The sequence below is a fragment of the Mesorhizobium sp. genome (assembly GCF_005063415.1).
In the GTDB taxonomy this organism is placed as follows: Bacteria; Pseudomonadota; Alphaproteobacteria; order Rhizobiales; family Rhizobiaceae; genus Mesorhizobium.
In genome coordinates this window covers 1-24,336 of the sequence record NZ_SUEG01000084.1, presented here as the reverse complement: position 1 = coordinate 24,336, position 24,336 = coordinate 1, and the positions used below count along the sequence as shown (strand labels likewise).

24 protein-coding genes and 1 pseudogene are annotated in these 24,336 nt (G+C 63.3%); 12 read left to right on the top strand and 13 right to left on the bottom strand.

The window, feature by feature from the left end; all coding sequences use genetic code 11:
- The 3 genes from E5W70_RS20820 to E5W70_RS20810 all read right to left on the bottom strand — a co-directional run.
- Positions 1 to 511: DNA gyrase modulator (locus E5W70_RS20820; protein ID WP_292661707.1), on the bottom strand; the 511-nt coding region annotated here is incomplete at its 3' end.
- A gap of 252 nt (positions 512 to 763) precedes the next feature.
- Positions 764 to 2,014: an FAD-dependent oxidoreductase gene (locus tag E5W70_RS20815; protein ID WP_292661704.1), complete on the bottom strand. Its 1,251-nt coding sequence runs from the start codon at positions 2,012 to 2,014 to the stop codon at positions 764 to 766.
- Positions 2,015 to 2,023: 9 nt separating this feature from the next.
- Positions 2,024 to 3,412 (bottom strand): PLP-dependent aminotransferase family protein, encoded by a 1,389-nt coding sequence (locus E5W70_RS20810; RefSeq protein WP_292661701.1) that lies wholly within the window; start codon positions 3,410 to 3,412, stop codon positions 2,024 to 2,026.
- A gap of 311 nt (positions 3,413 to 3,723) precedes the next feature.
- Between E5W70_RS20810 and E5W70_RS20805 the strand changes: the two genes are divergently transcribed.
- From E5W70_RS20805 to E5W70_RS20790, 4 genes are read left to right on the top strand one after another with little or no spacing between them, the layout of a single operon-like run.
- Positions 3,724 to 4,893, top strand: a complete 1,170-nt coding sequence (locus E5W70_RS20805; RefSeq protein WP_292661698.1) for an ABC transporter ATP-binding protein — start codon at positions 3,724 to 3,726, stop codon at positions 4,891 to 4,893.
- Between the two features lie 5 nt (positions 4,894 to 4,898).
- Positions 4,899 to 5,948, top strand: a complete 1,050-nt coding sequence (locus E5W70_RS20800) for an ABC transporter substrate-binding protein (protein ID WP_292661695.1) — start codon at positions 4,899 to 4,901, stop codon at positions 5,946 to 5,948.
- A gap of 5 nt (positions 5,949 to 5,953) precedes the next feature.
- Positions 5,954 to 7,234, top strand: coding sequence for an ABC transporter permease (locus tag E5W70_RS20795; RefSeq protein WP_292661692.1), 1,281 nt, complete (start codon positions 5,954 to 5,956; stop codon positions 7,232 to 7,234).
- Between the two features lie 2 nt (positions 7,235 to 7,236).
- Positions 7,237 to 8,061 (top strand): ABC transporter permease, encoded by an 825-nt coding sequence (locus E5W70_RS20790; protein WP_292661690.1) that lies wholly within the window; start codon positions 7,237 to 7,239, stop codon positions 8,059 to 8,061.
- 82 nt (positions 8,062 to 8,143) lie between these two features.
- Here E5W70_RS20790 and E5W70_RS20785 read toward each other — a convergent pair whose 3' ends face one another.
- Positions 8,144 to 8,818: a hypothetical protein gene (locus E5W70_RS20785; protein ID WP_292661687.1), complete on the bottom strand. Its 675-nt coding sequence runs from the start codon at positions 8,816 to 8,818 to the stop codon at positions 8,144 to 8,146.
- Positions 8,819 to 8,957: 139 nt separating this feature from the next.
- Here E5W70_RS20785 and E5W70_RS20780 point away from each other — a divergent pair, with 139 nt between their 5' ends.
- Positions 8,958 to 9,086 (top strand): hypothetical protein, encoded by a 129-nt coding sequence (locus tag E5W70_RS20780; protein ID WP_292661685.1) that lies wholly within the window; start codon positions 8,958 to 8,960, stop codon positions 9,084 to 9,086.
- A 48-nt stretch (positions 9,087 to 9,134) separates the two neighbouring features.
- Here E5W70_RS20780 and epmA read toward each other — a convergent pair whose 3' ends face one another.
- A complete protein-coding gene (epmA, locus tag E5W70_RS20775) occupies positions 9,135 to 10,181 on the bottom strand; it encodes an EF-P lysine aminoacylase EpmA (protein WP_292661682.1) in 1,047 nt (348 codons plus the stop codon).
- 114 nt (positions 10,182 to 10,295) lie between these two features.
- Here epmA and efp point away from each other — a divergent pair, with 114 nt between their 5' ends.
- Positions 10,296 to 10,862 (top strand): elongation factor P, encoded by a 567-nt coding sequence (efp, locus tag E5W70_RS20770; protein ID WP_292661679.1) that lies wholly within the window; start codon positions 10,296 to 10,298, stop codon positions 10,860 to 10,862.
- Between the two features lie 143 nt (positions 10,863 to 11,005).
- Here efp and E5W70_RS20765 read toward each other — a convergent pair whose 3' ends face one another.
- Complete coding sequence (locus E5W70_RS20765; RefSeq protein ID WP_292661677.1) at positions 11,006 to 12,013, bottom strand: AraC family transcriptional regulator; 1,008 nt, start codon at positions 12,011 to 12,013, stop codon at positions 11,006 to 11,008.
- A 226-nt stretch (positions 12,014 to 12,239) separates the two neighbouring features.
- On the opposite strand from E5W70_RS20765, the gene E5W70_RS20760 reads away from it, so the two are divergent.
- The 4 genes from E5W70_RS20760 to E5W70_RS20745 all read left to right on the top strand — a co-directional run bounded on the left by E5W70_RS20760 (position 12,240) and on the right by E5W70_RS20745 (position 16,242).
- Complete coding sequence (locus E5W70_RS20760) at positions 12,240 to 13,622, top strand: FAD-binding oxidoreductase (protein WP_292661674.1); 1,383 nt, start codon at positions 12,240 to 12,242, stop codon at positions 13,620 to 13,622.
- A 479-nt stretch (positions 13,623 to 14,101) separates the two neighbouring features.
- On the top strand, positions 14,102 to 15,142 hold the full coding sequence (locus tag E5W70_RS20755) for a glycosyltransferase family 2 protein (RefSeq protein ID WP_292661671.1): 1,041 nt from the start codon (positions 14,102 to 14,104) through the stop codon (positions 15,140 to 15,142).
- The gene (locus E5W70_RS20750) at positions 15,117 to 15,809 is read left to right on the top strand and encodes a class I SAM-dependent methyltransferase (RefSeq protein ID WP_292661668.1); all 693 of its coding nucleotides are present in this window, start codon (positions 15,117 to 15,119) and stop codon (positions 15,807 to 15,809) included. Before E5W70_RS20755 ends, E5W70_RS20750 begins: the two co-directional genes overlap by 26 nt.
- A complete protein-coding gene (locus tag E5W70_RS20745; protein WP_366509723.1) occupies positions 15,787 to 16,242 on the top strand; it encodes a GtrA family protein in 456 nt (151 codons plus the stop codon). The genes E5W70_RS20750 and E5W70_RS20745 overlap by 23 nt, the downstream gene beginning before the upstream one ends.
- Here E5W70_RS20745 and E5W70_RS20740 read toward each other — a convergent pair.
- From E5W70_RS20740 to E5W70_RS33155, 3 genes and pseudogenes are all read right to left on the bottom strand, one after another.
- Positions 16,239 to 16,871 (bottom strand): hypothetical protein, encoded by a 633-nt coding sequence (locus E5W70_RS20740; RefSeq protein WP_292661665.1) that lies wholly within the window; start codon positions 16,869 to 16,871, stop codon positions 16,239 to 16,241. The two genes, E5W70_RS20745 and E5W70_RS20740, sit on opposite strands and share 4 nt — an antisense overlap.
- On the bottom strand, positions 16,858 to 18,021 hold the full coding sequence (locus E5W70_RS20735) for a hypothetical protein (RefSeq protein WP_292661663.1): 1,164 nt from the start codon (positions 18,019 to 18,021) through the stop codon (positions 16,858 to 16,860). Before E5W70_RS20735 ends, E5W70_RS20740 begins: the two co-directional genes overlap by 14 nt.
- A gap of 102 nt (positions 18,022 to 18,123) precedes the next feature.
- Positions 18,124 to 18,204 (bottom strand): annotated as a pseudogene (locus E5W70_RS33155) (hypothetical protein); the annotation flags it as partial.
- Positions 18,205 to 18,230: 26 nt separating this feature from the next.
- On the opposite strand from E5W70_RS33155, the gene E5W70_RS20730 reads away from it, so the two are divergent.
- On the top strand, positions 18,231 to 18,446 hold the full coding sequence (locus tag E5W70_RS20730; protein ID WP_292661662.1) for a hypothetical protein: 216 nt from the start codon (positions 18,231 to 18,233) through the stop codon (positions 18,444 to 18,446).
- A gap of 2 nt (positions 18,447 to 18,448) precedes the next feature.
- On the top strand, positions 18,449 to 19,195 hold the full coding sequence (locus tag E5W70_RS20725; RefSeq protein ID WP_292661659.1) for a gamma-glutamylcyclotransferase: 747 nt from the start codon (positions 18,449 to 18,451) through the stop codon (positions 19,193 to 19,195).
- Here E5W70_RS20725 and E5W70_RS20720 read toward each other — a convergent pair.
- From E5W70_RS20720 to E5W70_RS20705, 4 genes are all read right to left on the bottom strand, one after another.
- Positions 19,182 to 21,164, bottom strand: a complete 1,983-nt coding sequence (locus E5W70_RS20720) for a glycoside hydrolase family 127 protein (RefSeq protein WP_292661657.1) — start codon at positions 21,162 to 21,164, stop codon at positions 19,182 to 19,184. The two genes, E5W70_RS20725 and E5W70_RS20720, sit on opposite strands and share 14 nt — an antisense overlap.
- A gap of 27 nt (positions 21,165 to 21,191) precedes the next feature.
- Positions 21,192 to 22,049 carry a carbohydrate ABC transporter permease gene (locus E5W70_RS20715; protein WP_292661655.1) on the bottom strand — a complete coding sequence of 286 codons (858 nt, stop codon included), beginning with the start codon at positions 22,047 to 22,049 and terminating at the stop codon, positions 21,192 to 21,194.
- Positions 22,049 to 22,975, bottom strand: a complete 927-nt coding sequence (locus tag E5W70_RS20710) for a sugar ABC transporter permease (RefSeq protein ID WP_292661653.1) — start codon at positions 22,973 to 22,975, stop codon at positions 22,049 to 22,051. Before E5W70_RS20710 ends, E5W70_RS20715 begins: the two co-directional genes overlap by 1 nt.
- A gap of 179 nt (positions 22,976 to 23,154) precedes the next feature.
- On the bottom strand, positions 23,155 to 24,336 hold a 1,182-nt coding region (locus tag E5W70_RS20705), incomplete at its 5' end, for a sugar ABC transporter substrate-binding protein (RefSeq protein WP_292661650.1).

Genomic DNA, 24,336 nt, shown 5'->3' with positions numbered 1-24,336 from the left:
GGCCGACAAAGCCGTGCGAAGTGGCGAGCACCAGCCCGCCGAGCCCGGCACTGGCGCCGCTGCCGGCCGAATTGGTGACGCCCTTGACCGCAAGCGCCGCCGCTTCGGCGGCAAGGGCTGCTTCCTTCAACTGGTCCGCCGATACCTCCGTGGCATCGAACAGATCGAGGTCGCGCGGCTTCTTGACCAGCAGGACCGGATCGGCGAGGCCTTGATAGGGATCCTCGGGCGACACTTTGGCCATGGCGACCGCGCGCTCGGCCAGCATACTGGGGTCGGATGCCGCCGTTGCCGAAACGCTCGCTACCCGCTTGCCGACGAAGACGCGCAGCGAGACGTCCTCGCTCTCGGACGCCTCTGTGCCTTCGACCTTGCCGAGCCGCACCGACACGCCGGTCGAACGGCCGCGCACCGCAACCGCATCGGCGGCATCGGCGCCGGCCCGTTTGGCAGCCTCGACCAGGGCCGCGACGCGATCGGTCAGTTTCGCTGCGTCAAGCGTATCGGTCATGCGCATAATCCTGTTGCTTGCGGCCGGCTGAAGGGCAGTCGCTGCTGCACCATCTATTGTCCCGGTGCGGCTTCTGCAATGGGAGAAGCGGGCAATCAGGAGGCATCTAGCCCCAGGTCGGCCCGACCGATCTAGAGCTGGTGCGTCCTTCTGGACGTACAAAGGACGGCTTAGATCTTTGATTTTGGACCTACGCTGGCCTGATCGGGAACAGACTCCTGATCTCAACCCGAAGACAGAATGTTCGATCTTTCAGACGCGGAAGCGATCAGCCGAAAACGCCGCGACACGCGCTGGATCGCCGCGACCACTGATCAGCTCGGCAACCAGGCGTGCAGTGATCGGCGCGAGTGTCAGGCCGAGGTGGCCGTGACCGAAAGCGTGGATCACCCTGGAGCTGCCGCACGCCGGGCCGATGACCGGGCGGGAATCCGGCAGCGACGGCCGGAACCCGAGCCATTCAGATGAAGGCTGGCCGAGTTGTGGAAAGAACTGCCTGACACCGCGATCGAGCAGCGCCAGCCGGCGCGCACTTGCCGGCGCTGCAAGCCCGCCGAGCTCGACAGTTCCGGCGACACGCAGCCGGCCGTTCATCGGCGTCATGTAGAAGCCGAGATCGACAGGGCAGACCGGACGATGGAGCAGAGGCGCTTCGGTCGGGAATTCGAGATGATAACCGCGTTCGGTTTCGAGCGGGATCCTGTCGCCGGCCTGCATGGCCAACGCCCGCGATTGCGCGCCCGCGGCGATGACCACCGTGTTCGCCTTGACCCGAAAGCCGGAACCGCTGAGCCTGACACCGTCCGCCTCGACCCGCAGTCCGGTTATGTCAGCCTGCGCTCCCGAAACGCCGCGGTCGGTCGCGGCATCGAGCAGCCGCCGCATGAGCGTCTTGGGATCGGTGACATTCATCGAGTCCGGGAAGTACAGACCGCTGGCCCCGGTCGCGGGCAAGCCAGGCTCCAGCGCGGCGATCTTTTCAGGCGTCAGAACCTCTTGATGGACGCCAAACCCGGCGCGCAGCGCCCTGCCCCCGGCGGCCTTGGCGAAATCGCTCTCGCGACGATACAGGTAGAGACAGCCGTTGCGGCGCAGCAGGTCGGCCAGGTCAGCCTCCTCCACCATCTCCTCCCAGGCGGGCAGGGCTTCGGCCAGAAGCCCGGCGAGCGCCAGCGCATTGGCTCGGGTGGCCGCCGGAAGCGACTGCCGCACGAATTGAACCAGCCATGGCGCAAGCTGCAACAGCGCCGGCCAGCGCAAGGAAAAAGGGCTGTCAGGATCGAGAAGCAGCTTTGGCAGCGCGCGCAGCACAGCCGGATTGCCCACCGGCATGCAGGCATATTCGGCAATCGTTCCGGCATTGCCGAACGAGGCCCCGGAGCCCGGCTCATTGGGGTCGATGAGCAGGACTTCGCGACCCTCAACTGCGAGCCGGAGTGCCGTTGCTAGTCCGACAACGCCGGCACCGACAATGGCGATTTCGACCCTTTCCGACGCTGCCATCATTAGATCCTAGACGAAGCCAGGCAATTGCAGATGGCCGGCCGATAACAGTTCGGCCATGGTGTTCAGGGCCGTGCGCAGATCGTCGAGCGAGCGCGCGGCGCCGACATTGATGCGCACGCCGTGCTGTACCGGCTCGCGCCCAACCGCGAAGGCATCACCCGGGAGCACGGCAACGCCACGTTCCAGGCAGGTGCGAGCGAAACCCGCGCCCCGCCACGGCTCCGGAAGGCGCAGCCAGGCATGCGTCGAAGTGGGGTGGTTCTGGACATCGTAGCGGCCGAGGATTTCGGTGAGGATGGCCTGGCGCTGGCGAAGCTCCTGCTTCTGCGTTTCTATGATGCGCGCCGCCAAGCCCTCTTCTATCAGCCGCGCGCCGATCAGTGCAGTCAAAGGACTGATGCTCCAGCAGTTGATGCGCAAAGCCGCTGCGACCTGGCCGGCTATGGCGCGTGGCGCGATAACAAAACCGAGGCGCAGCCCTGGGGCAAGGCATTTTGACAAGGCGCCGACGTGAACAGTCAATTCGGGCTCGAGGCTGGCAAGCGATGGCGGCGGATTGTCCGCCAGGGGGCGGTAGACGTCATCCTCGATGATGAGGACGTTGTGGCGGCGGGCGACAGCTACCAGCTCGTGCCGGCGCTCTTCGGATAGCGTGATGGTCGTCGGGTTGTGCAGGGTCGGCACCAGGAAGACCGCGCGTGGGCGGAGCTGCGCGCAGGCCGCGTCGAACGCGTCGGCTCGCATGCCGCCACGGTCCATGGCGACACCTCTGAGGTCGAGCCCATGCACCCGGCACAGCGCGTTGATGCCCTGATAGGTCACTTCGTCGGCGAGCACGACCTCGCCCTGCCTGGTCACCGCGCCGAGCACGCAATCCAGCCCATGCTGGGCGCCCGCCGCCAGCACCACGCGGCCGGGATCGCCTTCCCCCGCCACCGGTCGCATCCACTCGGCGATTGCCGTCCTCGCCCAAAGCGGCCCCTCCGGCGGATGATAGTCCTGAAGCGTGGCATAGTGCCGGTCCTTTGACAGGCGCGGCAGCAGCAGCCCGAGCGCATCGAGATAGGCCGAGGTCGCAGGTCTGTTGACGGAAAGATCGATTACGCCGGTGTCGTCGCTCGGCGCCGACACGAAACCTGGCCTTTCGCCGCCATTGCGGGCCGCGACCGTTGTGCCGCGTCCGGGTCGCGCTTCGAGCAGGCCGCGCTGCTGCAGCGTCGACAGTGCGCGCGTCACGGTGGTGACATTGATGCCCAGTGCGCGGGCGATCTCGCGCTGCGGCGGCAGCCGGTCTCCAACGGCAAGTGTGCCGGCCGTGATCCGTTCGGCAATAGCGTCGGCAAGGCGCCGGTAGACCGGGCCTTCATCCGAGGCGAGTTGCAGGTCCTGAAGCATGCGGATTGACGGATTCGGTGTGTTGACGCTCTGGCTACCGGCGCATCTAGCATAAGACAATGCTCCGGACAATAGTACTTGTCCGGTACATATTTCCAAATTCCGACTGAAAAATCTCACACAATCCAGACGAAAGCCGCTTGACGGCCAAACTTGTCTGCATCTATGGTCCTTTAGAGATCGATTGTGTGAGCATACAAGTTTGGTTTGCCGCCATTGTGCGGCAGCGTCATGCGAGACCGATACATGCACGGCAAGCACCACCTCGTTTCGACAAGCAGCTTCTGCCGCAGCTCGACGGACTTGCGTCCGTGACCGCCGAAGCGACAGCCTTGTCACGCGACAGCGCCGAGCCTGCACCGGCAGCCGATGCCGGCAGCCATGGATTTGTCGAATTCATCGATGTCGAGAAATCCTATGACGGCCGCACGTTCGCGGTAACGCGGCTGAACCTCGGCGTGGCCCGCGGCGAGTTCCTTACCCTTCTCGGACCCTCCGGTTCGGGCAAGACGACGACGCTCAACATGCTTGCAGGGTTCGAACGGCCGACCAGCGGCGTCATTGCGCTTGAAGGCCGGTCGGTCGACAGGCTGCCGCCCTACGAACGCAACATCGGCATGGTGTTCCAGAACTACGCGCTGTTTCCCCACATGAGCGTCGAGGAAAACGTCGCCTTCCCGCTCTCCGTCCGCAAGATTACCAAGACGGAAGTCGCAGCCCGCGTCGGCCGCGCGCTCGACATGGTGCGGCTGCGGCAGTTCGGCGACCGGCGGCCGGCACAGCTTTCCGGCGGCCAGCAGCAGCGTGTCGCGCTTGCCCGCGCGCTGGTGTTCGAGCCGAGCCTGGTGCTGATGGACGAGCCTCTCGGTGCGCTCGACAAGAAGCTGCGCGAGCATATGCAGCTCGAGATCAAGCAACTTCACACGATGCTCGGTGTCACCATCGTCTATGTGACACACGACCAGAGCGAGGCGCTGACCATGTCGGACCGAGTCGCCGTCTTCAACAATGGCGGGATTGCCCAGCTCGGTTCGCCTGATGATCTCTACAACGCGCCGCAAACTTCGTTTGTCGCAAGCTTCATCGGCGAGAACAATACGCTGCTCGGCAAGGTCGACCGCGTCTCCGGCAGCGAGTGCCGCGTCGCGCTGGACGGCGGCGGTTCGGTCACAGGGCTCGCCATCGGTGTTGCGGAGGGCGCGGCCTGCCATGTCGCCATCCGCCCGGAGCGGCTGAAGCTTGCGCCCGCTTCGAACGGAGCAAATGTGTTGGCCGGCACGGTCGATGGCCGCATCTATCTCGGCGACCACCAGCGTCTTCTGGCCAGGCTGGAAAACGGACAGGTGCTGACCGTCAAGGTCGGCCCCGAAGCGACCATGGGCAACGGGGAACCGGTCACGGTTTCCTGCGCGCCCAACGACTGCCGCGCCTTTCCGGCAGATGCCGGAACGGGCGGTTCCATCTCGAAAACAGGGGAATAACAACAATGAAAATCACCAAAGCACGGCTGTTCGCCTTTGCGGCAGCCACAGCATTCATCACCTCAGGACATGTCGCCTTCGCCGACGAGCTTTCGATCATGGCCAGCGGCGGCGCCTGGCAGGATGCCCAGCGCAAGGCATGGTTCGAGCCGTTCAGCAAGGAGACCGGTGCCAAGATCGTCGAGCAGGAATATCTTGGCGATCTCGGCAAGGTCAAAGCCATGGTCGACACCGGCAACGTGCCGATCGACCTGGTGACGGTCGAGACCGCGACCGTGCTGCAGGGTTGCGACGCCGGCATTCTCGAGCGCCTCGACTATTCCAAGATCGCGCCGCGCGAAAAATTCCTCGAAGGCTCCGCGCTCGACTGCGGCGTCGGCCTCGACGCGTATGGCGACGTGCTCGCCTATGACCCCAACGTGCTGAAAGAGGCGCCGACCTCGGTGCTCGACATCTTCGACACGACCAAGTTTCCGGGCAAGCGCGCGATGCGCAAGTTCCCGGCGCAGAATCTGGAATGGGCGCTGATGGCCGATGGCGTCGCGCCGGCCGATGTCTACAAGGTGCTGGCCACGCCGGAAGGCGTCGACCGCGCCTTCAAGAAGCTCGACACCATCAAGAAAGACATCGTCTGGTGGGATGCCGGCGCACAGCCGCCGCAGCTCCTGGCATCAAAGGAAGTGGTGATGACCACCGCCTGGAACGGCCGTATCCAGAATGCGATCGACAAGGACGGGGCGCCATTCAAGATCATCTGGAACAACCAGATCCTCGAATACGACATGATCGCCATTCCGAAGGGCGCCAAGAACCCAGAGCTGGCCTACAAATATCTTGCCTATATCAGCCAGCCAGAAAACAACGCCAAGCTCGCCAGCTATATCACTTACGGGCCGGTGCGCACCGATGCAGCTTCCTTTGTCGCGCCGGACGCGCTGCCCAAATTGCCGAACGCGCCCGACCATATGAGCGCTTATCTGGTCGCCGACACCGAATTCTGGGGCGACTACGGCGAGGATCTGGTCAAGCGCTTCAACGCCTGGCTCGCGCAGTAGGAAAAATGACGGCGCTTGAGCCCACGAAGCTGGATCGGCCGCGCATCGCGCGCGACCGGTCGGCCGCCGATGCCAAGGCGGCGAAATCCGTCACGGCAAAACTTCGGCGCGCCGAGTTTGGCGACCGCTTGCGGTCGCTGGCGCTGGCGGCGCCTTTGCTTGTGCTCCTGGCGCTGAGCCTCGGCATCCCGATCGTCCTGCTGCTGTCGCGCGCCGTCTATGATCCGACGATTGCCGACGCCTTGCCGCAGACCAGCCAGGCGCTGCGCGGCTGGAACGGCGCGGAACTGCCAGGCGATGCAGCCTTCCTGGCCCTTGCCGCCGACCTCAGGGACAATCAGGCCAGGGGCACGGCATATGAACTTGCCAAGAGCCTCAACGCCCGCCTGCCCGGTGCGCGCAGCCAGGTGCTCAAGACGGTACGCCAACTGGAAGCTGCCGACAGGCCGCCGCTGGAGGTGATGAAAGCCGTGCCGTTCTGGTCGGCGCCCGGCACATGGCCGGTCATCGAGAGCGGCACCCACAGCGTGACGTCGTTCTACCTGCTGAGCGCGCTTGATCTGCGCTGGAATGCCGATGGCGGCATTGAGAAGGTGCCGCCGCAACAGGCGATCTTCCTGCAGGTGTTCATGCGCACATTCTTCGTCGCCGCGGCGGTGACGCTGGCAACGCTGATACTGGGCTTCCCCCTCGCCTATCTCATCGCCGCCGTGCCCAAGGGCCTCGCCGCCATCCTCATCGTCGCGGTGCTGCTGCCATTCTGGACGTCGATCCTGGTGCGAACGGCGGCGTGGACAGTGCTCCTGCAGAAATTCGGCCTGGTCAATGATTTGCTGTTGTGGCTCGGCATTGCCGACGACCGGCTCGACCTGATGTACAGCCGCATCGGCCTGATCATCGCCATGACCCATATCCAGCTGCCGTTCACGTTGCTGCCGATCTATAGCGTCATGCGCACGATCCCGGCCTCGCAAATGAAGGCCGCCTATTCGCTCGGTGCAAAACCCTTCACCGCGTTCCGCCGCGTCTATCTTCCACAGGTTTTTCCGGGCGTCATGGCCGGTTGCCTGCTCACCTTCATTCTCTGCCTCGGCTATTACATCACGCCGGCGCTCATCGGCGGGGCAAGCGACCAGCTGATCAGTAATTTCATCGCCAACTACGTCAATGTCGAGCTGAACTGGGAGATGGCGGCGGCGCTGAGTTTCATCCTGCTCGTCTTCACGCTGGCGCTGTTTGGCATCTTCGCCCGCATCCTCGGCCTCGACCGTCTCAAGCTGGTGTAGCCATGCTGCTGTCTCCCTATCCGACGATAGGCGAAAGAATCCGCATCACCCTGCTCTGGCTGTGGTGCGGCATGGTGATCCTGTTCCTGCTCGTGCCGATCCTCGTTCCAGTTCCCTTGTCGTTCAACAGCGGCGCCTTCTTCATCTTTCCGCTGGAGGGGATTTCGACGCGCTGGTACGCGGTCGTGCTCGGCACCCAACGCTGGCAATCGGCGATCGGCAACAGCCTGATCGTTGCGTTCGGGACGACGCTGATCGCAACGATGCTCGGCACGTTGACGGCGATTGCGCTTTCCGACGAAAAGTTTCCCGGCCGCCGCATCGTCATGCCGCTATTGCTATCACCGCTGATCGTGCCGGTGGTGATCACCGCCGTCGGCTCGTACCTGTTCTACGCACGTGTCGGCCTGGCCAGCACCTATGCCGGCATCATCCTGGCGCACACCGCGCTCGCCAGCCCGTTCGTCGTCGTCACGGTGGGAGCGAGCCTCACCGGCTTCGACCGCAATCTGATGCGCGCTGCCGCCATCTCCGGAGCAAGGCCTATCACATCATTCTTCAAGGTGATGCTGCCGCTGATCCTGCCCGGCGTGCTGTCAGGGGCGGCCTTCGCCTTCGTCACCTCGTTCGACGAGGTCGTCGTGGTGCAGTTCCTGGCCAGTGCCAATCAACGCACCATGCCGCTCGAAATGTTCATTGGCCTGCGCGAAAAGCTCTCCCCGGCAATCACCGCCGCCGCGACACTGATGATGGGGCTGTCAATCATCCTCCTGGTCGTCGCCAATCTTCTGGCCCGCCGTGGCAAGCAGCGACCGCGCATTGACTAGAAATGTCCTTGCGGCGGTCGGGTGAAGGCATACGAGCCCTGTCAGGCGTCGGCGCTAGTCGAAGAAGCGGCGTGTGCGACAGTCAGCCTGTAGAGTTGGGATCGGGTGGATCCACCCACGGGCGGCCCAATCGTGTCACCATGGCGGCGTACCCAACGGCACCTGCCGCCCAAAGGAAAATGCCAAGCTCTTTGACGGCGTCTTCGGCGATGTCGACCGCCGAACCCGGGGTAGGAAACAGCTCTCCCAGCTGGTCGATCGCTGCTGACATCGCGAGTAGGGAGCCCGCGGCCACAAACACGATCGTGCCGTCGAATGTCTTGCGTCGCAGCCGAAAGAACCAGAACAACCCTGCGACGGCGTAGGCAATCATCGTAACAATCTCTGGTATCGCAAAAACGGGCAGCACGTCCTCATGGATCAACAACAGGTCATCGAGGCCCATGACCAGGGTAAGGCCGCCGAGAAACGTGCAATCCCATCGGCGCGTGAGCAGACCAGCAAACAGGGTCGCCGCACCGGTGCCGATCCATAGCGAAGCACCTAGGGACGAAATCCACCCCGTATAGAAGCCGACATCGGCGGCTGCAGATGGATCTCGATAGAAGATCGTAGCGTCCACACTAAGACTTTGCGCGGCGAACAGCGCGGCCAAGAGCATCACAACGTTAATCGCTGCGGCCGCAAGCATGACCAAGCGCCAGGACATCCTCCATTCGCCGCCATGCTTTGTGTCCAGCGCATTCTTGTCTGGCATTGTGCCGAAGCCCATTCTGAGTACGACGGCCGGTAGCTCCGCTGCGCCGAGCACTCCGCCAGCACTATGCCGGCCCGCCATGATGGCGGCAACACACGGAATGGTTGCAGCGCTTCGCCCATGAGGTAGTTCCTGGCCAATGCAACGGCCCGCGCGAAAAGCTCGCCTGGCAATCACCGCCGCCGGCACGCTGATGATGGATCTGTCGATCATCCTGCTCGTCGTCGCCAATCTTCTGGCCGATGCCGCCAGCGGCGGCCTGGCCTGACCATATAATTGGTTCCAAATCTGACGCGTCGGTCAGCAAAACCTATCGTCAGGAACCGACCACCGGTGTCCAGATCACCTCGTCGATCCGGAGCGCGCCGGTGGCGAGCATCACCAGCCGGTCGAAACCGAGCGCCGCGCCGCTCGCCTGCGGCATGATGGCAAGCGCGGCGAGGAAATCCTCGTCGATCGGATAGCGTTCGCCATAGACACGCTGCTTTTCGTCCATTTCGGCGGCAAAGCGCCGGCGCTGCTCGGCCGGGTCCGTCAACTCGCCAAAGGCGTTGGCCAGCTCGACGCCGCAGCAATAAAGCTCGAAGCGCTCGGCAGTGCGCGGATCGTCGGCGCTCGGCCGGGCCAATGCCGCCTCCGAGATCGGATATCCGAAAAGAATGGTGGCGCGCCCCTGCCCCAGCGCCGGTTCGATTTTTTCGACCATCACCCGGCTGAACAGGTCGGCCCAATTGTCGTCGGGCGCGGTCCGCAATCTGGCCTGGACCAGGGCGGCATGCAAGCCCGCGCGGTCGGTGCTGCCGTCGGCTGCAACCGTCGCCAGCAGATCGATGCCGGCATGGCGCATGAAGGCTTCGGCGACGCTCAACCGTTCCGGCTCGGCAAACGGGTCGGCCTCGCGGCCGCGGAAGCTAAAACGCTTCGCTCCGGCCCGTTCGGCCGCCAGCGCGACGAGCTCGGCGCAATCGCGCATCAGGCTCTCATAGGTCTCGCCGACGCGGTACCATTCGAGCATGGTGAATTCCGGATGGTGCAAGGGGCCGCGCTCGCGGTTGCGCCAGACGGCCCCGAGGCTGAAGATGCGCTCCTCGCCGGCGGCAAGCAGCTTCTTGCAGGCGAATTCCGGTGACGTGTGGAGGTAGAGCGGCTGGCGGGTGCCGTCCGGCCCGATCGCCTCGGTGGCAAAGGCCGACAGGTGCGCTTCATTGCCGGGCGAGACCTGCAGGGCCGATGTCTCCACCTCGACGAAGTCGCGGCGGGCGAACCAGTCGCGCATACCGGCGGCAATGGCATTGCGCAGGATCAGCCGCGGCCGGCGGTCGGCATGGACATGCGGCGTCCACCAGGGCGAGGCGGCGGTCATCGGCTTCAGGGGAATTGCACAGAGGGCTGGCGATTGCGGCCAAGATGCGCTAGGCCGCACGCAACGGCCTCTCCAGCCGATTTGCGCCAACAAATTTTATCAGGATGGAAACCCGTGAAGGTCATCGCCAGCTCCTTACGCAAAGGCAACGTCGTCGAAAAGGACGGCAAGCTCTATGTGATCCTCTTTGCCGAAAACATTCATCCTGGCAAGGGTACGCCGGTCACCCAGCTCGACATGCGGCGTATCTCCGACGGGGTAAAGGTTTCCGAGCGTTACCGCACCACCGAGCAGGTCGAGCGCGCCTATGTCGAAGAACGCGAGCACACGTTCCTTTACCGCGACGGCGAAGGCTTTCACTTCATGAACCCGGAGACCTACGATCAGGTCGCGGTGCCGGAAAGTGTGGTCGGCGACATGGCGCCTTATCTGGTGGAAGGCATGCCGGTACAGATCTCGCAATACAACAACATCGCAATCTCGCTGGTGCTGCCGCAGCGCGCCACGTTCGAGGTGGTCGAGACCGAGCCGGTGACCAAGGGCCAGACGGCGTCGTCATCCTACAAGCCGGCAACGCTGTCCAACGGCGTGCGCACCCTGGTGCCGCCACACATCAGCGCCGGCACCCGCGTGGTGGTGATGACGGCCGATGCCGCCTATGTCGAGCGCGCGAAGGATTGAGGCGCGAAGCCTGAAACGCCTCGCCGAAAGCGTCGAGGCGGCCGGTCATCGTCTACCGCTTTGTGCCAGCAGCGGGTTTCGAATTCTGGGACGATATCGACGCGGCACGCAAACTGAAGCGTCAACGCCCTGCCAATTCTTTCCTATTGGACGGTGCCAGCGGGCAATCTCTGAGCCTCGAGCAACGCCGACCGTCCCTTTCGCCAGGTGCCAGGTGGAATGCCGACGAACTTTTTGAAGGCGCGATTGAAGGCGGCTTCCGACTCGTAGCCGACCTCGGCACCCGCTTGCGCGATGCTCATTTCGGGCCGTTCGAGCAAACGTCCCGCCAGTTGCAGACGCCAGCGAGCAAGATAGTGCATGGGCGAGACCTCGACATAGTGGGTAAAGCGGCTCGCAAACGCCGTGCGCGAGAGCCCTACTTTGCGGGCGAGCCGGTCCAATGTCCATTCCTCTCTGGGGCGAGCGTGGATGAGCCGGAGCGCCTCGCCGACATGTGGATCCCGTAGGCCTGACAGCCAGCCGCGCGAATCGTCGGGGAGGGTCTCGAGATGGCGGCGGATGATCTCGACAAACATCAGTTCGCTCAGCTTGGCGAGGATCGTTTCACAGCCCTCCCGCCCACTGCCACCTTCGGCCAGCGCCAGCCGAAAAAGGTCGATAACCCAGCTGCTTCCATCGGCGGGCTTGCGGGCACACAGGATGGCCGGCAATGCGGCGAGGAGAGGATTGAAGGGACGCGCATCGCAGCCAAGATACCCGCAAATGAACCGGGTCCGCTCGTCTCTGCCGCCACCATGGATCACCGCGAACGGCAGGCTCTCGTCTATCGGTCGATAATACATCGCCATATTGGGTTCGCCCCGTGCCCCGGGCGAGGAGCTCAACACATTCGGAACACCACCGGGGAAGACAACGACATCACCGGCGTTCACGAGCACCGGGGGCACCGAATCGTCTCCCAGCGCGGCCCAGCACGAGCCCGACATCACGGCATGAAAAGAAATGATGTGCTCTGCGTCCGGCATGATGGCGGCGGCAATGTCGGCCGTGCCCGGCGACTCGCCGACCCAGGGAGAGCTAGCGTCGACGTCGAAATAGATCGCACCGGTGAGGCGAACGGCTCGGAGCACATCGGAAAGGACATCCATGCACTACACCTCCGGAAACGATCGGCTACTCCCTTTGACAACGAGGTTTTCGGCCAGGCATCTCGAACTATCCGGCAATACAGCCGTCCGAGCAACTGCCCATCCGGTCTAATCCTAGTCTGAACGATCGGGCAACAGAAATGGACGATGTGACATTTGCGGGAGCAGCGGACGGGACTAGCGTTTCGTCGGCCGGCCGACAGGTCCAATAACAGGGAGGAATGTCATGAACGATGAAGACATCACCAAATTCGCAGCAAGCCTGCGGGGCGAAGTCATCCGCGCCGGCGACGCCAGCTATGACGAGGCCCGCAAGCTCTACAACGGCATGATCGACAAGCGGCCGCTGATCATCGCCCGCTGTGTCGACGTCGCCGACGTGATCACAGCGGTGAATTTCGGCCGCGACAACAATTTGCTGGTTGCGGTACGTGGCGGCGGCCATAACGGGCCAGGATTGGGGAGCTGCGACGACGGTCTGGTGATCGACCTGTCGGCGATGAACGGCGTGCGCGTCGACCCGGATGCCCGTACGGCGCGGGTAGGCCCGGGCTGCACTCAGGGCGACCTCGACCACGCCACGCATGCCTTTGGCCTGGCCGTACCGGCGGGCATCATCTCGACCACCGGGGTCGCCGGACTGACGCTGAGCGGCGGTCACGGCTATCTGACGCGCAAATATGGCCTGACCATCGACAATCTGGTCGAGGCCGATGTCGTGCTTGCCGACGGAAGCTTCGTCACCGCCAGCAAGGAGCGAAACCCCAACCTGTTCTGGGCGCTTCGCGGCGGCGGCGGCAATTTCGGCATCGTCACCAGCTTTGTATTCAAGCTCCACCAGGTCAGCATGGTCTTCGCGGGGCCGATCGCATGGGATCAGCGCTACGCCCGCACCATCATGCAGCATTATCGCGAGTTCCTGCCGAACGCGCCTGAAGAACTCGGGATCTTTCTCGGGCTCAAGACCATCCTCTCGAGCGCACCGTTCCCGGAAGAGTTTTGGGGAAAGCGGATGTGTCTGCTGATGTGTTGCTACAACGGCCCGGAGGAAAAGGGCAGAGAGGCGCTGGCTCCGCTGCTCGATGCGCTGCCCGCGCCCTGGTTCAACTGGATGGGAACGATGCCCTATCCCGCGGTGCAGAGCATGTTCGATGGGCTCTACCCGAAGGGGATGCAGTGGTATTGGCGGGGCGATTTCGTCAAGACGTTGTCCGACGAGGCGATCGACGCTCATCTCGAGCAGGCGGCGAAAACACCGAGCGAGCTATCGCTCATGCATCTCTATCCGATCGACGGCGCGGTCCATCGCGTCGGCAGAGACGAGACACCCTGGAATTACCGTGATGCGACCTGGTCGATGGTCATCGCCGGGATCGATCCGGACCCACAGAAAGCGGGGCCGGTGACGCGCTGGACCAAGGCCTACTGGGAAGCCGTGCATCCGTTCGATCTGGGTGGCGCCTACCTGAACTTCATGATGGATGACGAGGGCGAGGGAAGGCTCAAGGCGGCTTATGGCGATAACTACAAGCGCCTGGCCTCGCTGAAGAAGAAATACGACCCGAACAACCTCTTCCGGGTGAACCAAAACATCCGGCCGGCTGCTTGACGGCGGTCCTCGTCAGGCCGGCAAAGCGTTGTGTCGTACCGGCTGCGGCCAGCTTAGGCCCAGCCCGGTACGATAGGTTGCCGGTCAGGACGCTCGCCGGCCTTGCAAGCGCGATACTCGGCCGGGCTCGGCGACCATGTTCCATGAGCCATGTCTGACATGCAGCAAAAGCGGTCGGCCCGCACGCTCAGGTCGCCCGTAGCGCTGCTTCAACCGGCAAGTCCGGGAGCAGGCAATGCCGTCAAAGGGTTATGCCTCAGCGGCTGCTTCCCTTCAGGCCGATCGCGCCGGGAGCCTACCGATAATTCCACGCTTCGATGCGGACGTCCGACGTCACCACGACACCCTTCAGTCCTCCTCGAGGACCGGTATTCCCTTCAGAACTAGCTAAATTAGCAGTTTCTTAACTGCCTTTGGAACTTTGTAGCTTGCGTTCCATTTTCAACCGCATGCGAGAGTCTGTGGTCCAAGGGGCTGGAATGACGGTGAACAGGTCACCGCCGCGCTACTCGCTGGTCTTGCCCATATACAATGAAGAACAGGTGCTGCCTCGGCTTATCGAGCGGATCAGTTCGCTTATCGGCCGGCTGGACGGCGAAACGGAGGCCATCTTCGTCGATGACGGAAGCGTCGATGGAAGCGTCGAATACCTTCAACAAGTGGTCGCCGCCGAGCCGCGCTTTCGGCTGATCGAATTTTCCCGCAACTTCGGCCACCAGGTGGCGATTACCGCCGGTATGGACGCCGCTGCGGGCGATGCCGTCATCGTCATGGATGCCGACCTGCAAGACCCGCCGGAAGTCGTTCTCGATCTGGTGGCTAAGTGGAAGGAAGGCTTTGAGATCGTCTATGCTCGCCGAGTCAAGCGCGAGGGCGAATCCTGGTTCAAGGTCTTTACGGCAAGTCTATTCTATCGACTGCTGGAGCAAATGACCTCGGTCGATATTCCGCGCGACGTCGGTGACTTCCGCCTGGTCGGCCGCAAGGCGCTGGAAACCTTCAAGCGTATGCCTGAACATGACCGCTTCGTCAGGGGCATGTTCGGCTGGATGGGCTTCAAGCAGACGGCTGTGCCATTTGAGCGCCACGCGCGGACCCTGGGCCAGACCAAATACCCATTCTGGAAAATGATGCACCTCGCAGTTCACGGCATCGTCAGCTTCTCCGAGAAGCCGTTGCGCTTGGCGCTCTGGGGCGGATTGGCCATTTCCGCGCTTGCGGGGGCCTTTGGCGCTTACGCCATCTTTGCCTGGTTTTTTGAAACCGGTATCATTGCCGGGTGGACATCCACGGTGGTGATCGTGTCGCTCCTGTGCGGGATCAATCTTTTCATGACCGGCGTGGTCGGACTCTACGTCGGCAGCATCCACGCCGAGGTGAAACGCCGCCCGCTTTATGTGATCGATCGGCTCACCGGCTTCGACGAGGCGATGCGTGCCGCCTCCGGTGAGCGCCGGCGATCGTTTCACACACCCAGGAGTGGAGTCCCCGCCAATGGCCGAACTCTTCGACAGCTATAAATCCAACTATGGCGAGGCAGTCGAAGGGTCCATCCGGTTTTCCGGACTAAGCCACCACTTCTTCCTTGTCGCCAAGACGGATCTGCTGCGGCGTCTGGTGGTCGAGCGAAAGCTTCGGCAGGGTGGGTCGGCTGTAAGAGCGCTGGATGTCGGCTGCGGCGTCGGTTCGCTCCACCCCTACCTCGACGGCGCTTTCGACAGTCTCGACGGCTGCGACGTCTCCCATGAATCGATTTTGCACGCCAGCCAACACAATCCGCGTGTGGCCTACAGGATCTGCAGCACGCAGGGGCTGCCTTACGAGGACGGCACGTTCGATCTGGCTTTCGCCAGTTGCGTCGTCCATCACGTTCCGCCGTCCTCCTGGCTCGATTTCTTCCTGGAAATGCGGCGCGTCGTACGGCCGGGCGGCGTCGCCTGCATCATCGAGCACAATCCCTATAATCCACTGACGCGCCTTGCTGTGTTCCGGTGTCCGTTCGACCACGACGCGGTCCTGCTCAACTCCGCCAACGCAGCGTCCCTGTTTCAGCAGGCCGGCTTCACGGACATCCGATCCGAGCATTTCCTGCTGCTGCCGTCGGCAAGGCCTTTCGCCAGAAGAGTCGAGCGGGTATTCGCGCCTTTGCCGCTTGGAGCGCAGTATGCGTGCAGTGCGCATGTCTGAGGGCCGTTCGACCAGCGACGCCGGGCTGAGGCTGCTGGCGCGCTTCGGGTCGGTCGGCATCGCCGCAACGATCCTTTATGCAGTGATGGCCACCGCTTTGGTAAAATGGCAACGGTTCGGTCTCTCGCCGGTCGGTGCCTCGCTCGCGGCTTACACCGCAGCCGCCCTGTTTTCTTATCTCGCGCATAAGTTCGTGACCTTCGCGTCGAGCGGATCGCATCGATCGGAAGCTCCGCGTTTTTTCTTGCTGACGGCGACAGGCTTCGCCGTCGCCTACGCGGCTCCGGCGCTTTTGACGACCAAACTCGGCCTGCCGCCGATCATTCCCATTGTGGTTACATGCTTGCTTGTTCCAGCGGTCAATTTTCTCGTGCTCGATCGCTGGGTTTTTGCGCAGCGAAGACGGGGCCAGCAACGCGATCGCCCGCCCTAACCCGGCTCAATAGGATCGAGCCGGAACGACAACAATTTGATGGCGCGCTTGTAGATGTTGCTGGCGGCCGGACTTGGCGGAATGCCGTCGAGGTAATCGAAGGCGATGTCGAGTGTGCTGGGCTCCGCGACGACCGCTGGAGGGATGACGAACGAGACCTTTCGTGGTTCTTTGCCGGACAGCGTCACCGCATGCACCCGAACGCCATTCACCGAAATCATAACCCGCTGCGTGACCTGCGGCGGGCGAATGACGGCGGCCATTTGCAGCGTGGCCGTCAGGCCGTCGCGGAGCGGCGGTACCTTCAGGCGAAGCCGCGAGGTCTCGCCCAGCGAATGGGTGCCGTCGGCAACCGGTCCCGACCAGCCGCAGATCATCATGCCGGCTGTCTTTTTGGCTCCGTCGGACCGGAACGACACCGTCTCGCCAAATGTGTAGCTGCCGACCGCATCGCGGTTGAGGCAGGTTGTCGTCCGGTCGATGTAATAGGCACGATAATCGGCGTTGACGTTCGGATTGAGAGCAAGCGCAAGAATGACGATTTCTGTTCCCGCCAGAACCGCCGCCAGCGCGTAGCCGCCAAGCCTGGCCCCGCGCTGATACCGGCCCGAAATGTCAGACCAGGGCAAGATAGCCTCCGATCCATGCCACGGTCATGAAATAACAGGCGCTTAGGAAGAGGCCCAGAGCCGCAAGATAAGTCGGCTTCGACACCGACAGCAGCATGGCCAGCAACATTGTCAGAGGTGCAAGCCCTACGACGTATCTGACCATCGAGGCCAGATTCGTGACCAGCGGCAGGATGATGCAGCAGGCGCAGAACAACGCAGCGCCATATTGCCTGCGAACCGCCAGAATCGCCGATAGCGCCAGTCCGATGAGTGCGGCGAGCGCGCTCCATTGCGGCGCTGTGGGCAACCACCCAGTCGTCGGAACAGCCGAGAGCCCATCCCAAATAAAGGCGAGCGGATTGCCCGCCACCCGTCCAAACGCGCGCTGCACATGCAGGAAGGCAAAGCCGTCCCCGACCGTCAGATGGAGGAACAGGACGTAGGCGAATAGACCGGCAGGCGAGATGAAGATCGCGACGAGCAGATCCGGTCGGCCAAGCAGCCAACGCGGGAACGACAGCGTCGGCCCGCCCTTTGCGCGGTAATCCCTGAACATCTGAATGACGGTCGCGAACACGACAAGCACTCCGACGAGCCTGGTTGCCGACAGCAGAGCCGATGACAGTCCCGCAGCCAGATAGCTGGAGCGTTTGAGCGCCAGAAAAACGCACGAAGTCAGCAGCACGAAAAGAGGTTCGGTCAGGAAAGTCGTGAAGTGGAACGAGAACGGGCCGCTGAGCAGAAACGCGCAATACAGCACATATGCGCGCATGTTCTTCTCGAGCAGCGGCCACGCCACCAGGCAGGCGGCATAGCTGCACGCAATCGATGTGATCGATGCGACCAGAATGGTCGGGAAAGGGAAAACAGACCGAATGGTCGCCACCAGCATCGGATAGAGCGGGAAGAAGCCCCAGCGTCCGACATTGCTCTGGGCTGGAATGGGAAAGCGCTCATAGCCGTGTTCGGAAATGCCGACATACCACGCGCAATCCCAGCGGCAGAGCGCCTGGGCATAGGCGGCGAAGCCGGGTTCTGCCGAAACCGAAGCAAATGCGGCATAGCGAATGGCCAGCCCACTGACGACGAAAACCAACGGCACCGCGACGACGGCTACCGCAATAAAGCGGCCACCAGCGTTCGGACGCGCGACAGCTTCGAGCGCCAAAATCTGCCTCCACCCGTTCAAATGGCAGGCGCCACCCAAAGCTAGATGACGCGCGCCCCGGCGAATTCAAGCCGTGCGCGCGGCTCAAATTGGCGATACCGCCTATCCGGCGCTTCCGAGCCAGACCAGCATCTCACCCGGGTCGCGGTTGTCCCAGGCGAAATACGGCACGGCCGTGACATTCGTTTCCTCGCCCGCCGGCGGTCCAGATGGTTCGGCTGCTTGTGCGCCTCGATCTCAGCCGTTCGCGGCAGAGCAATGCGGTGCCGTGGCTGGAACTCGACGCGCAAAAGTCCGCCGCGTATTTTGTGGGATTCAGTCACGCTGTTGTACACGCCAGTTCCGATTCCGATACCGCGCCGGTGTACTCGGCCCTTGAGAATCCTCCAGCCTTCGGCAACATGGCGGCAAGGCTGAGAGCATGAGGATGAGCAAGGTCATTTCCGCCGCATCGCGGCGTCGGTCGGCGCCGCGCAAGTCACCGATGGCGCTGACCGAGGCGCTGGTCGCCCGCACCTTGCGGGCGGTCGAGGACGCCGGGCCGACGCCGGGCATGGTCTACATGACCGATGCCGATTACGCGCGCATTCGCGACGAGGTGCTGGCCGGCGCGCCGGCCGGGCCGGTGAAGCTGTTCGCCTATGGTTCGCTGCTGTGGAAGCCGGCCGGCGAGGTCAGGGGTGGCGAACGGGCTGTGGCGACGGGCTGGCACCGTTCGTTCTGTTTTACGGTGCAACGCTTCAGGGGCACGGTCGAGCAGCCCGGCCTGATGATGGCGCTCGACCGCGGCGGCCAATGTCAGGGCATGGTGTTCGAGATCGCCGAGCCCGTGGCAGCCAATCTCGAGGCGCTGCTGCGCCGCGAGATGACCATCCTGCCGGCCGTCAACGTGCCGCGCTGGCTGCAGGTCAGGACGGGCAACGGCATGGGCCAAGCGCTTGGTTTCGTTGTCGATCCCGCCAATCCGCGCTATGCCGGCAAGCTCGAAAAGCGAGCGATAGCGGCGACCCTGGCCACGGCCGTCGGCCATTGGGGTTCGGGCGCCGAATATCTGTTCGAGACCATTCGCCATCTCGACGCCTGCGGCATCCGCGACCGCAACCTCTGGCAGTTGCAGGAACTTGTCGCCGAGGAGATCGGTCGGGCGCCGCCGTCGGGCTTCATTCGTCCCTGAGCCAGACCAGCATCTCGCCGGGGTCGCGGTTGTCCCAGGCGAAATACGGCACGGCGGTGACTTTTGCCTCCTCGACCGCCGGCGGTTCGGTGCGGTAGAGCCCCTCTTCCCAGTTTTCGAAAGCCTCCTTTTTGGCAACGGCCGAAAGTGTCACGACGCCGCCCAGAAGGTTCGGCTGCTTGTGTGCCTCGATGTCGGCTGTTCGCGGCAAAGCGATGCGGTGCAGCTGGCTGGAATTGTCGGTCTCCTCGACGCAATAGATCAGCGGGCCGCGCGCCAGTGCGACGCGGCCGATATCCTGCCGCACCTGCGGGTTGGCGTAGAGGCGGTCGACGGCCATTTCGAGGTCGAGCTCGACGCGGTCGCCCTTGCGCCATTCGCGGCGGATCGCGGCGTAGCCGTCGCTGGTTATATCGGCCAGATCGATATCGGCGCCATTGACCTTAAGCGCCGCCTTGCGGCACCAGGCCGGCAGGCGCAGGTGCAAGGTGAACTCGGTCGGAGCTTCCGGTTCGACGCCGATCGAGACCGCGCCGTCCCAGGGATAATTGCTGGTTTGGGTGAGCTCTATTTGCGTCCCGGCGATATCGAAACGAGCCGTGCCGTTTCCATAGAGATGGACGGCGAGTGCATCGTCCGACAGGCCGTAGAAATAGCTGCCGATGGAGGCGACCATACGTCCGACATTGGGCGGGCAGCACGGGCAGCGGTGCCATTTCCAGCGGTGGTGGGCGCCGCGGCTTTCGAGCGGATTTTCGTAGAAGAACAGCGAGCCGTCGAGCGACAGGCCGGAGATCGAGCCGTTGTAAAGCGCCCGCTCCATGATGTCGGCGTAGCGCGCGTTGGGACCCATGCCGAGCATGCGGCTTGCCCAGAACACCAGGCCGACCGAAGCGCAGGTCTCGGCATAGGCGGTGTCGTTGGGCAGGTCGTAGTCGGCGGTGAAACCCTCATTGTGCGACGACGGCCCGAGGCCGCCCGTGACGTAGAGGTTCTTGGTCATGAGATCATCCCAAAGCCGGTCGAGCGCCACACGCAGCGTGTCGTCACCATATTCGGTGGCGATGTCGGCCATGCCCGAATAGAGGTACATCGCCCGCACCGCATGGCCGACGACCTTGTCCTGCTCGCGTACGGGCTTGTGCGACTGATTGTATTCGTAGGTCTTGAAATGATAGGCCTTGGGATCGGCGCCACGCGCTCGCGCCTCCTCGTCGAAATAATGCGGCTGCTGTCCCCGCTGGTCGATGAAGTATTTGGCAAGCTCCATGTATTTGCGCTCGCCGGTCACCCGCGCCAGCTTGACCAGCGCCAGCTCGATCTCCTCGTGGCCGCAATAGCCCTTCTTCTTGCCGGGCTCGGGACCGAACGTCTCGGCGATATGGTCGACATAACGGCACATGATGTCGAGCAGCTTGCGCTTGCCCGTGGCCTGGTAATAGGCGACCGCGCCTTCGATCAGATGGCCGGCGCAATAGAGCTCGTGGCAATCGCGCAGATTGGTCCAGCGCAGGCCGGGCTGGATGCGCTGGTACCAGCTCGACAGATAGCCGTCGGGCTGCTGCAGCTTGCCGTACATGTCGATGACGGCATCGATCTTCTTCTCCAGCTCCTCGTTGCGGCGACGATAGAGCGAATAGGCGGCGGTCTCGATGGTCTTGCCCCAATCCGAGTCCCAGAACATCTGCGTGGTCACCGTCGATCCGGTGAATTCGTTGCCGGCGGTGGCCGCCTCGTCCGGCGAGGGTGAGTGGAACGGAATGACGACGCCGGGCGACGGCCGGTCCGGGTCGATCTGCTCGAGCATGCGCGCCTCGACGCAGCGGTCGTAGAGGATGCCGGCGGTTTTGCTCGCGACTGCATCGACGCGGTCGCCCCAGAAGCCGCGCACATCGACCTGCGGCACCGGCAGCGGGCGGAAGGCGAGTTTCGGCTTGGCGCCCTGACTGGCGGCTTGCGATGCGGTCATCAATTTACTCCGTTCGATTTCTTGTGGTCACTTGACGGCCCCTGCCATGAGGCCGCGGATGTAGAAGCGCTGCAGCAGCAGGAAGAGCACCAGGCACGGCACCATCATCACGGTGACGCCGGCCTGCACGGCGCCCCAGTCGATGGCGCCGAAGCGGCCGGACTGGAGTGCGGTCATCATGATCGGCAGCGTGAATTTGGACTGGTCGGTCATCAGCACGAGGGCCGCCAAAAACTCGTTCCAGGCGCCAAGGAAGGCGAACAGCGCGATGGTGACGATGCCCGGCCAGACCAGCGGCAGCATGACCCTCAAGAGCATGGTGACGTTGTTGGCGCCGTCCATGCGCGCGGCCTCCTCGATCTCGCGCGGCACCGCGTCGAAGGCGTTGCGCATCATGAAGATCGAGAACGGCAGCTGTAACGTGACATAGACGCAGACCAGCCCTGTCAGCGTGTTGTGCAGGCCGATTTTTGTCAGCACCAGGAAGATCGGCGTCAGGATCGACTGGAACGGGATCATGATCGTAGACAGGATGACGACGAAGAGCAGGTTCTTCAGCGGAAAGCGGAAGCGCGAGAAACCGTAGCCGGCGAGCACGCTGACGATCACCGACAGCACCACGGTCATGACCGAGACATAGATGCTGTTTTGCGCCGGCAGCCAGAGGCCGTCGCCGAAGGTGTTGAGCGTGGCGTAGTTCTCCAGCGAGATGCCGCTGGTCGGCCAGGGCGGCAGCGGCGGCTGGCGCGCCTCCTGCGCCGGCTTGAAGGCCGAAAGCACCGTCCAGGCGATCGGCGCCAGGAACAGAATGGACGCGGTGATGCCGGTCGCATGCTCGGCGATCTGCATGCCTATCCGGCGTTTGCGGCTGCGGGCCTGCGCCATCAGTCGACCCCCTCGTGCTGGCGCAGCAGCCGCAGCTGGATCAGGCTGAGCGCCACCAGGATGACCAGCAGGACCATCGAAAGGGCCGCGCCATAGCCGAGCTTGAACGACACGAAGGACTGGTTGAAGATCCAGTAGACGGCGGTCAGCGTCTGGTTGCGCGGGCCGCCGCGCAGGATGATGTAGAACTGGTCGAAGGCGAGGATCGAGCCGGCCACCGACAGGATCAGCGCCAGCGCCAGCGTGCGGCGCATCAGCGGCAAGGTGATGGCGCGGAACCGCGCGAATGGCCCTGCCCCGTCGATCATCGCCGCTTCCTGCAGATCCGGCGGGATCGACTGCAGGCCGGTCATCAGGATGATCATGGTGAAGCCCGCCACCTTCCACACCACCATGGCGATGATCGACCAGAAGGCCGGCTGGAAGGTCGCCAGCAGGTTGAATTTCTTCTCGGTCAGGCCGAGGTCGAAAGCGGCCGGGCTGAACAGGCCGGAATCGACGTTGAGCAACCACGACCACAAAAGGCTTGCCGAAGCAAAACCGATGACCGCCGGCATGAAGAAGGACGTGCGGTAGAAGCCGGTCAGCTGCCGCGGCCTTTCGATGAACAGCGCCAGCGGAAAGGCGACGGCAAAGATCGCGATCGTCACCACCACCGTGTAATAGCCGGTGAACTTCAGCGCGTTCCAGAAGCGGGTGTCGCGCAGGATCGCCCAGTAATTGTCGAGGCCGATGAAACTATGCGTGCCCATCAGCGGCCAGTTGTGCAGCGACATCCAGGCGGTCATGCAAAGCGGCACGATGAAGAAGACGACGACAAGGGCGACGGCCGGCGCGACATAGAGCAAGCCGATCCACTGCCGGCGGCCGGCGCCGACCAGTTTTCTGGGGCGCGCCGGGGCAATGGTTGTTGTGATGGTGGTCATGCGGGTCTTCCATTAGTGGGACGTCCCCCTCCCCCTTGAGGGGAGGGTCCGGCCGAAGGCCGGGGGTGGGGTCGTCTGCGAAGTGCTCCGACGCTTCTTTCTGTCGGCGCGCTTCACTGAGGACCCCACCCGGACCTTCGGTCCGACCTCCCCTCAAGGGGGAGGTGGCGCCGGCGCTTTTACTTCTGCGGCGCCGAATCGATGATCGACTGCATGGTCTCCTGCGCATTGGCGATGGCGCCGTCGACGTCTTCGCCGAAGAAGACCTCGTTCATCATCTGGTTCCACGGACCGTTGGCCGAGTTGATCAGGTCGTTGAACACCACCGAATAGGGCGTGCGGCCCTTGGCCATTGCCTCCGCGGCGACCTTGTAGCGCGGGTCGAGGTCTTTCAGCGCCTCATTGGCGATGTCGCCGCGCACCGGCAGGCTGCCGTATTTCGCAAGAATCGTCTGGCCTTCGAGCGAATAGGCGAAATCGAGGAACTCCTTCACCACCGCGACCTTGGTGGTGCCCTTGGTGACGACGAAATTGTCGCCGCCGGCAAACGACGACCAGGCGCCGTCCTTGCCGGGCAGGAAGGTGATGCCGTAGTCGATGTCGGGATATTGCGTGTTGAGCGCGCCGATGGCGAAGGCGCCGGACGGCGAGATGCCGATATTGCCGGTGGCGAAGGCGGCGAAGAAGTTGGAGCCGGTGTCGGTCTGCGCGCCTGAAGGCACCAGGTCCTTCTTGACCATCGAACGGTAGAGGTCGATGGCGCCGCGCATCTGCGGCGTGTCCAGCGTCGCCTTGGAGCCGTCCTCGGTGAGGATATCGCCGCCCGAGGCCCAGATCAGCGGCGTGAAGGTGAAGATGTTGCAGCCGCCGCAATTGCCGGAGAAATAGAAGCCCTTGATGTCGCCGCCGAGCGCGTTGACCTTTTCGGCGTCGGCTTCGATCTCGGCCCAGTTGGTCGGGCCCTTTTCCGGGTCGAGGCCGGCCTGCTTGAACAGCTTCTTGTTCCAGATCAGCACCGAGCTATCGGCCGAGAACGGCAGCCCGTAGATGCGGCCCTTATAGGTGCCGGTCTTGACATGCGCCGGCGACAGGCTGGCGAAATAAGGCAGCGATTTCGACCAGTCGGTGATGTCCTCGAGCTGGCCGGCGGCGGCGAAGGACGGCGTGTAGATCAGGTCGAGCGACAGCGCGTCGGGCGCCGTGCCGCCGGCGGCGGCAGCACCGTATTTCGGGATGATTTCGGCGTTGGGAATGATGTCGAGCTTGATCTGGTTCTGATGCCCCTTGTTGAAGGCATCGACGATGCGCGGCATGAAGTTCGAGCCGTCGGCGCGAACCCAGATGTTGGCGGTGTCGGCGAC

Coding starts and splice junctions, on each gene's coding strand:
- E5W70_RS20815 (WP_292661704.1), bottom strand. CDS start 2,014: ATGGCAGCGTCGGAAAGGGTCGAAATCGCCATTGTCGGTGCCGGCGTT.
- E5W70_RS20810 (WP_292661701.1), bottom strand. CDS start 3,412: ATGCTTCAGGACCTGCAACTCGCCTCGGATGAAGGCCCGGTCTACCGG.
- E5W70_RS20800 (WP_292661695.1), top strand. CDS start 4,899: ATGAAAATCACCAAAGCACGGCTGTTCGCCTTTGCGGCAGCCACAGCA.
- E5W70_RS20795 (WP_292661692.1), top strand. CDS start 5,954: ATGACGGCGCTTGAGCCCACGAAGCTGGATCGGCCGCGCATCGCGCGC.
- E5W70_RS20790 (WP_292661690.1), top strand. CDS start 7,237: ATGCTGCTGTCTCCCTATCCGACGATAGGCGAAAGAATCCGCATCACC.
- E5W70_RS20785 (WP_292661687.1), bottom strand. CDS start 8,818: ATGCCAGACAAGAATGCGCTGGACACAAAGCATGGCGGCGAATGGAGG.
- E5W70_RS20780 (WP_292661685.1), top strand. CDS start 8,958: ATGCAACGGCCCGCGCGAAAAGCTCGCCTGGCAATCACCGCCGCCGGC.
- epmA (WP_292661682.1), bottom strand. CDS start 10,181: ATGACCGCCGCCTCGCCCTGGTGGACGCCGCATGTCCATGCCGACCGC.
- E5W70_RS20765 (WP_292661677.1), bottom strand. CDS start 12,013: ATGGATGTCCTTTCCGATGTGCTCCGAGCCGTTCGCCTCACCGGTGCG.
- E5W70_RS20760 (WP_292661674.1), top strand. CDS start 12,240: ATGAACGATGAAGACATCACCAAATTCGCAGCAAGCCTGCGGGGCGAA.
- E5W70_RS20755 (WP_292661671.1), top strand. CDS start 14,102: ATGACGGTGAACAGGTCACCGCCGCGCTACTCGCTGGTCTTGCCCATA.
- E5W70_RS20750 (WP_292661668.1), top strand. CDS start 15,117: ATGGCCGAACTCTTCGACAGCTATAAATCCAACTATGGCGAGGCAGTC.
- E5W70_RS20745 (WP_366509723.1), top strand. CDS start 15,787: ATGCGTGCAGTGCGCATGTCTGAGGGCCGTTCGACCAGCGACGCCGGG.
- E5W70_RS20730 (WP_292661662.1), top strand. CDS start 18,231: ATGGTTCGGCTGCTTGTGCGCCTCGATCTCAGCCGTTCGCGGCAGAGC.
- E5W70_RS20725 (WP_292661659.1), top strand. CDS start 18,449: ATGAGCAAGGTCATTTCCGCCGCATCGCGGCGTCGGTCGGCGCCGCGC.
- E5W70_RS20720 (WP_292661657.1), bottom strand. CDS start 21,164: ATGACCGCATCGCAAGCCGCCAGTCAGGGCGCCAAGCCGAAACTCGCC.
- E5W70_RS20715 (WP_292661655.1), bottom strand. CDS start 22,049: ATGGCGCAGGCCCGCAGCCGCAAACGCCGGATAGGCATGCAGATCGCC.
- E5W70_RS20710 (WP_292661653.1), bottom strand. CDS start 22,975: ATGACCACCATCACAACAACCATTGCCCCGGCGCGCCCCAGAAAACTG.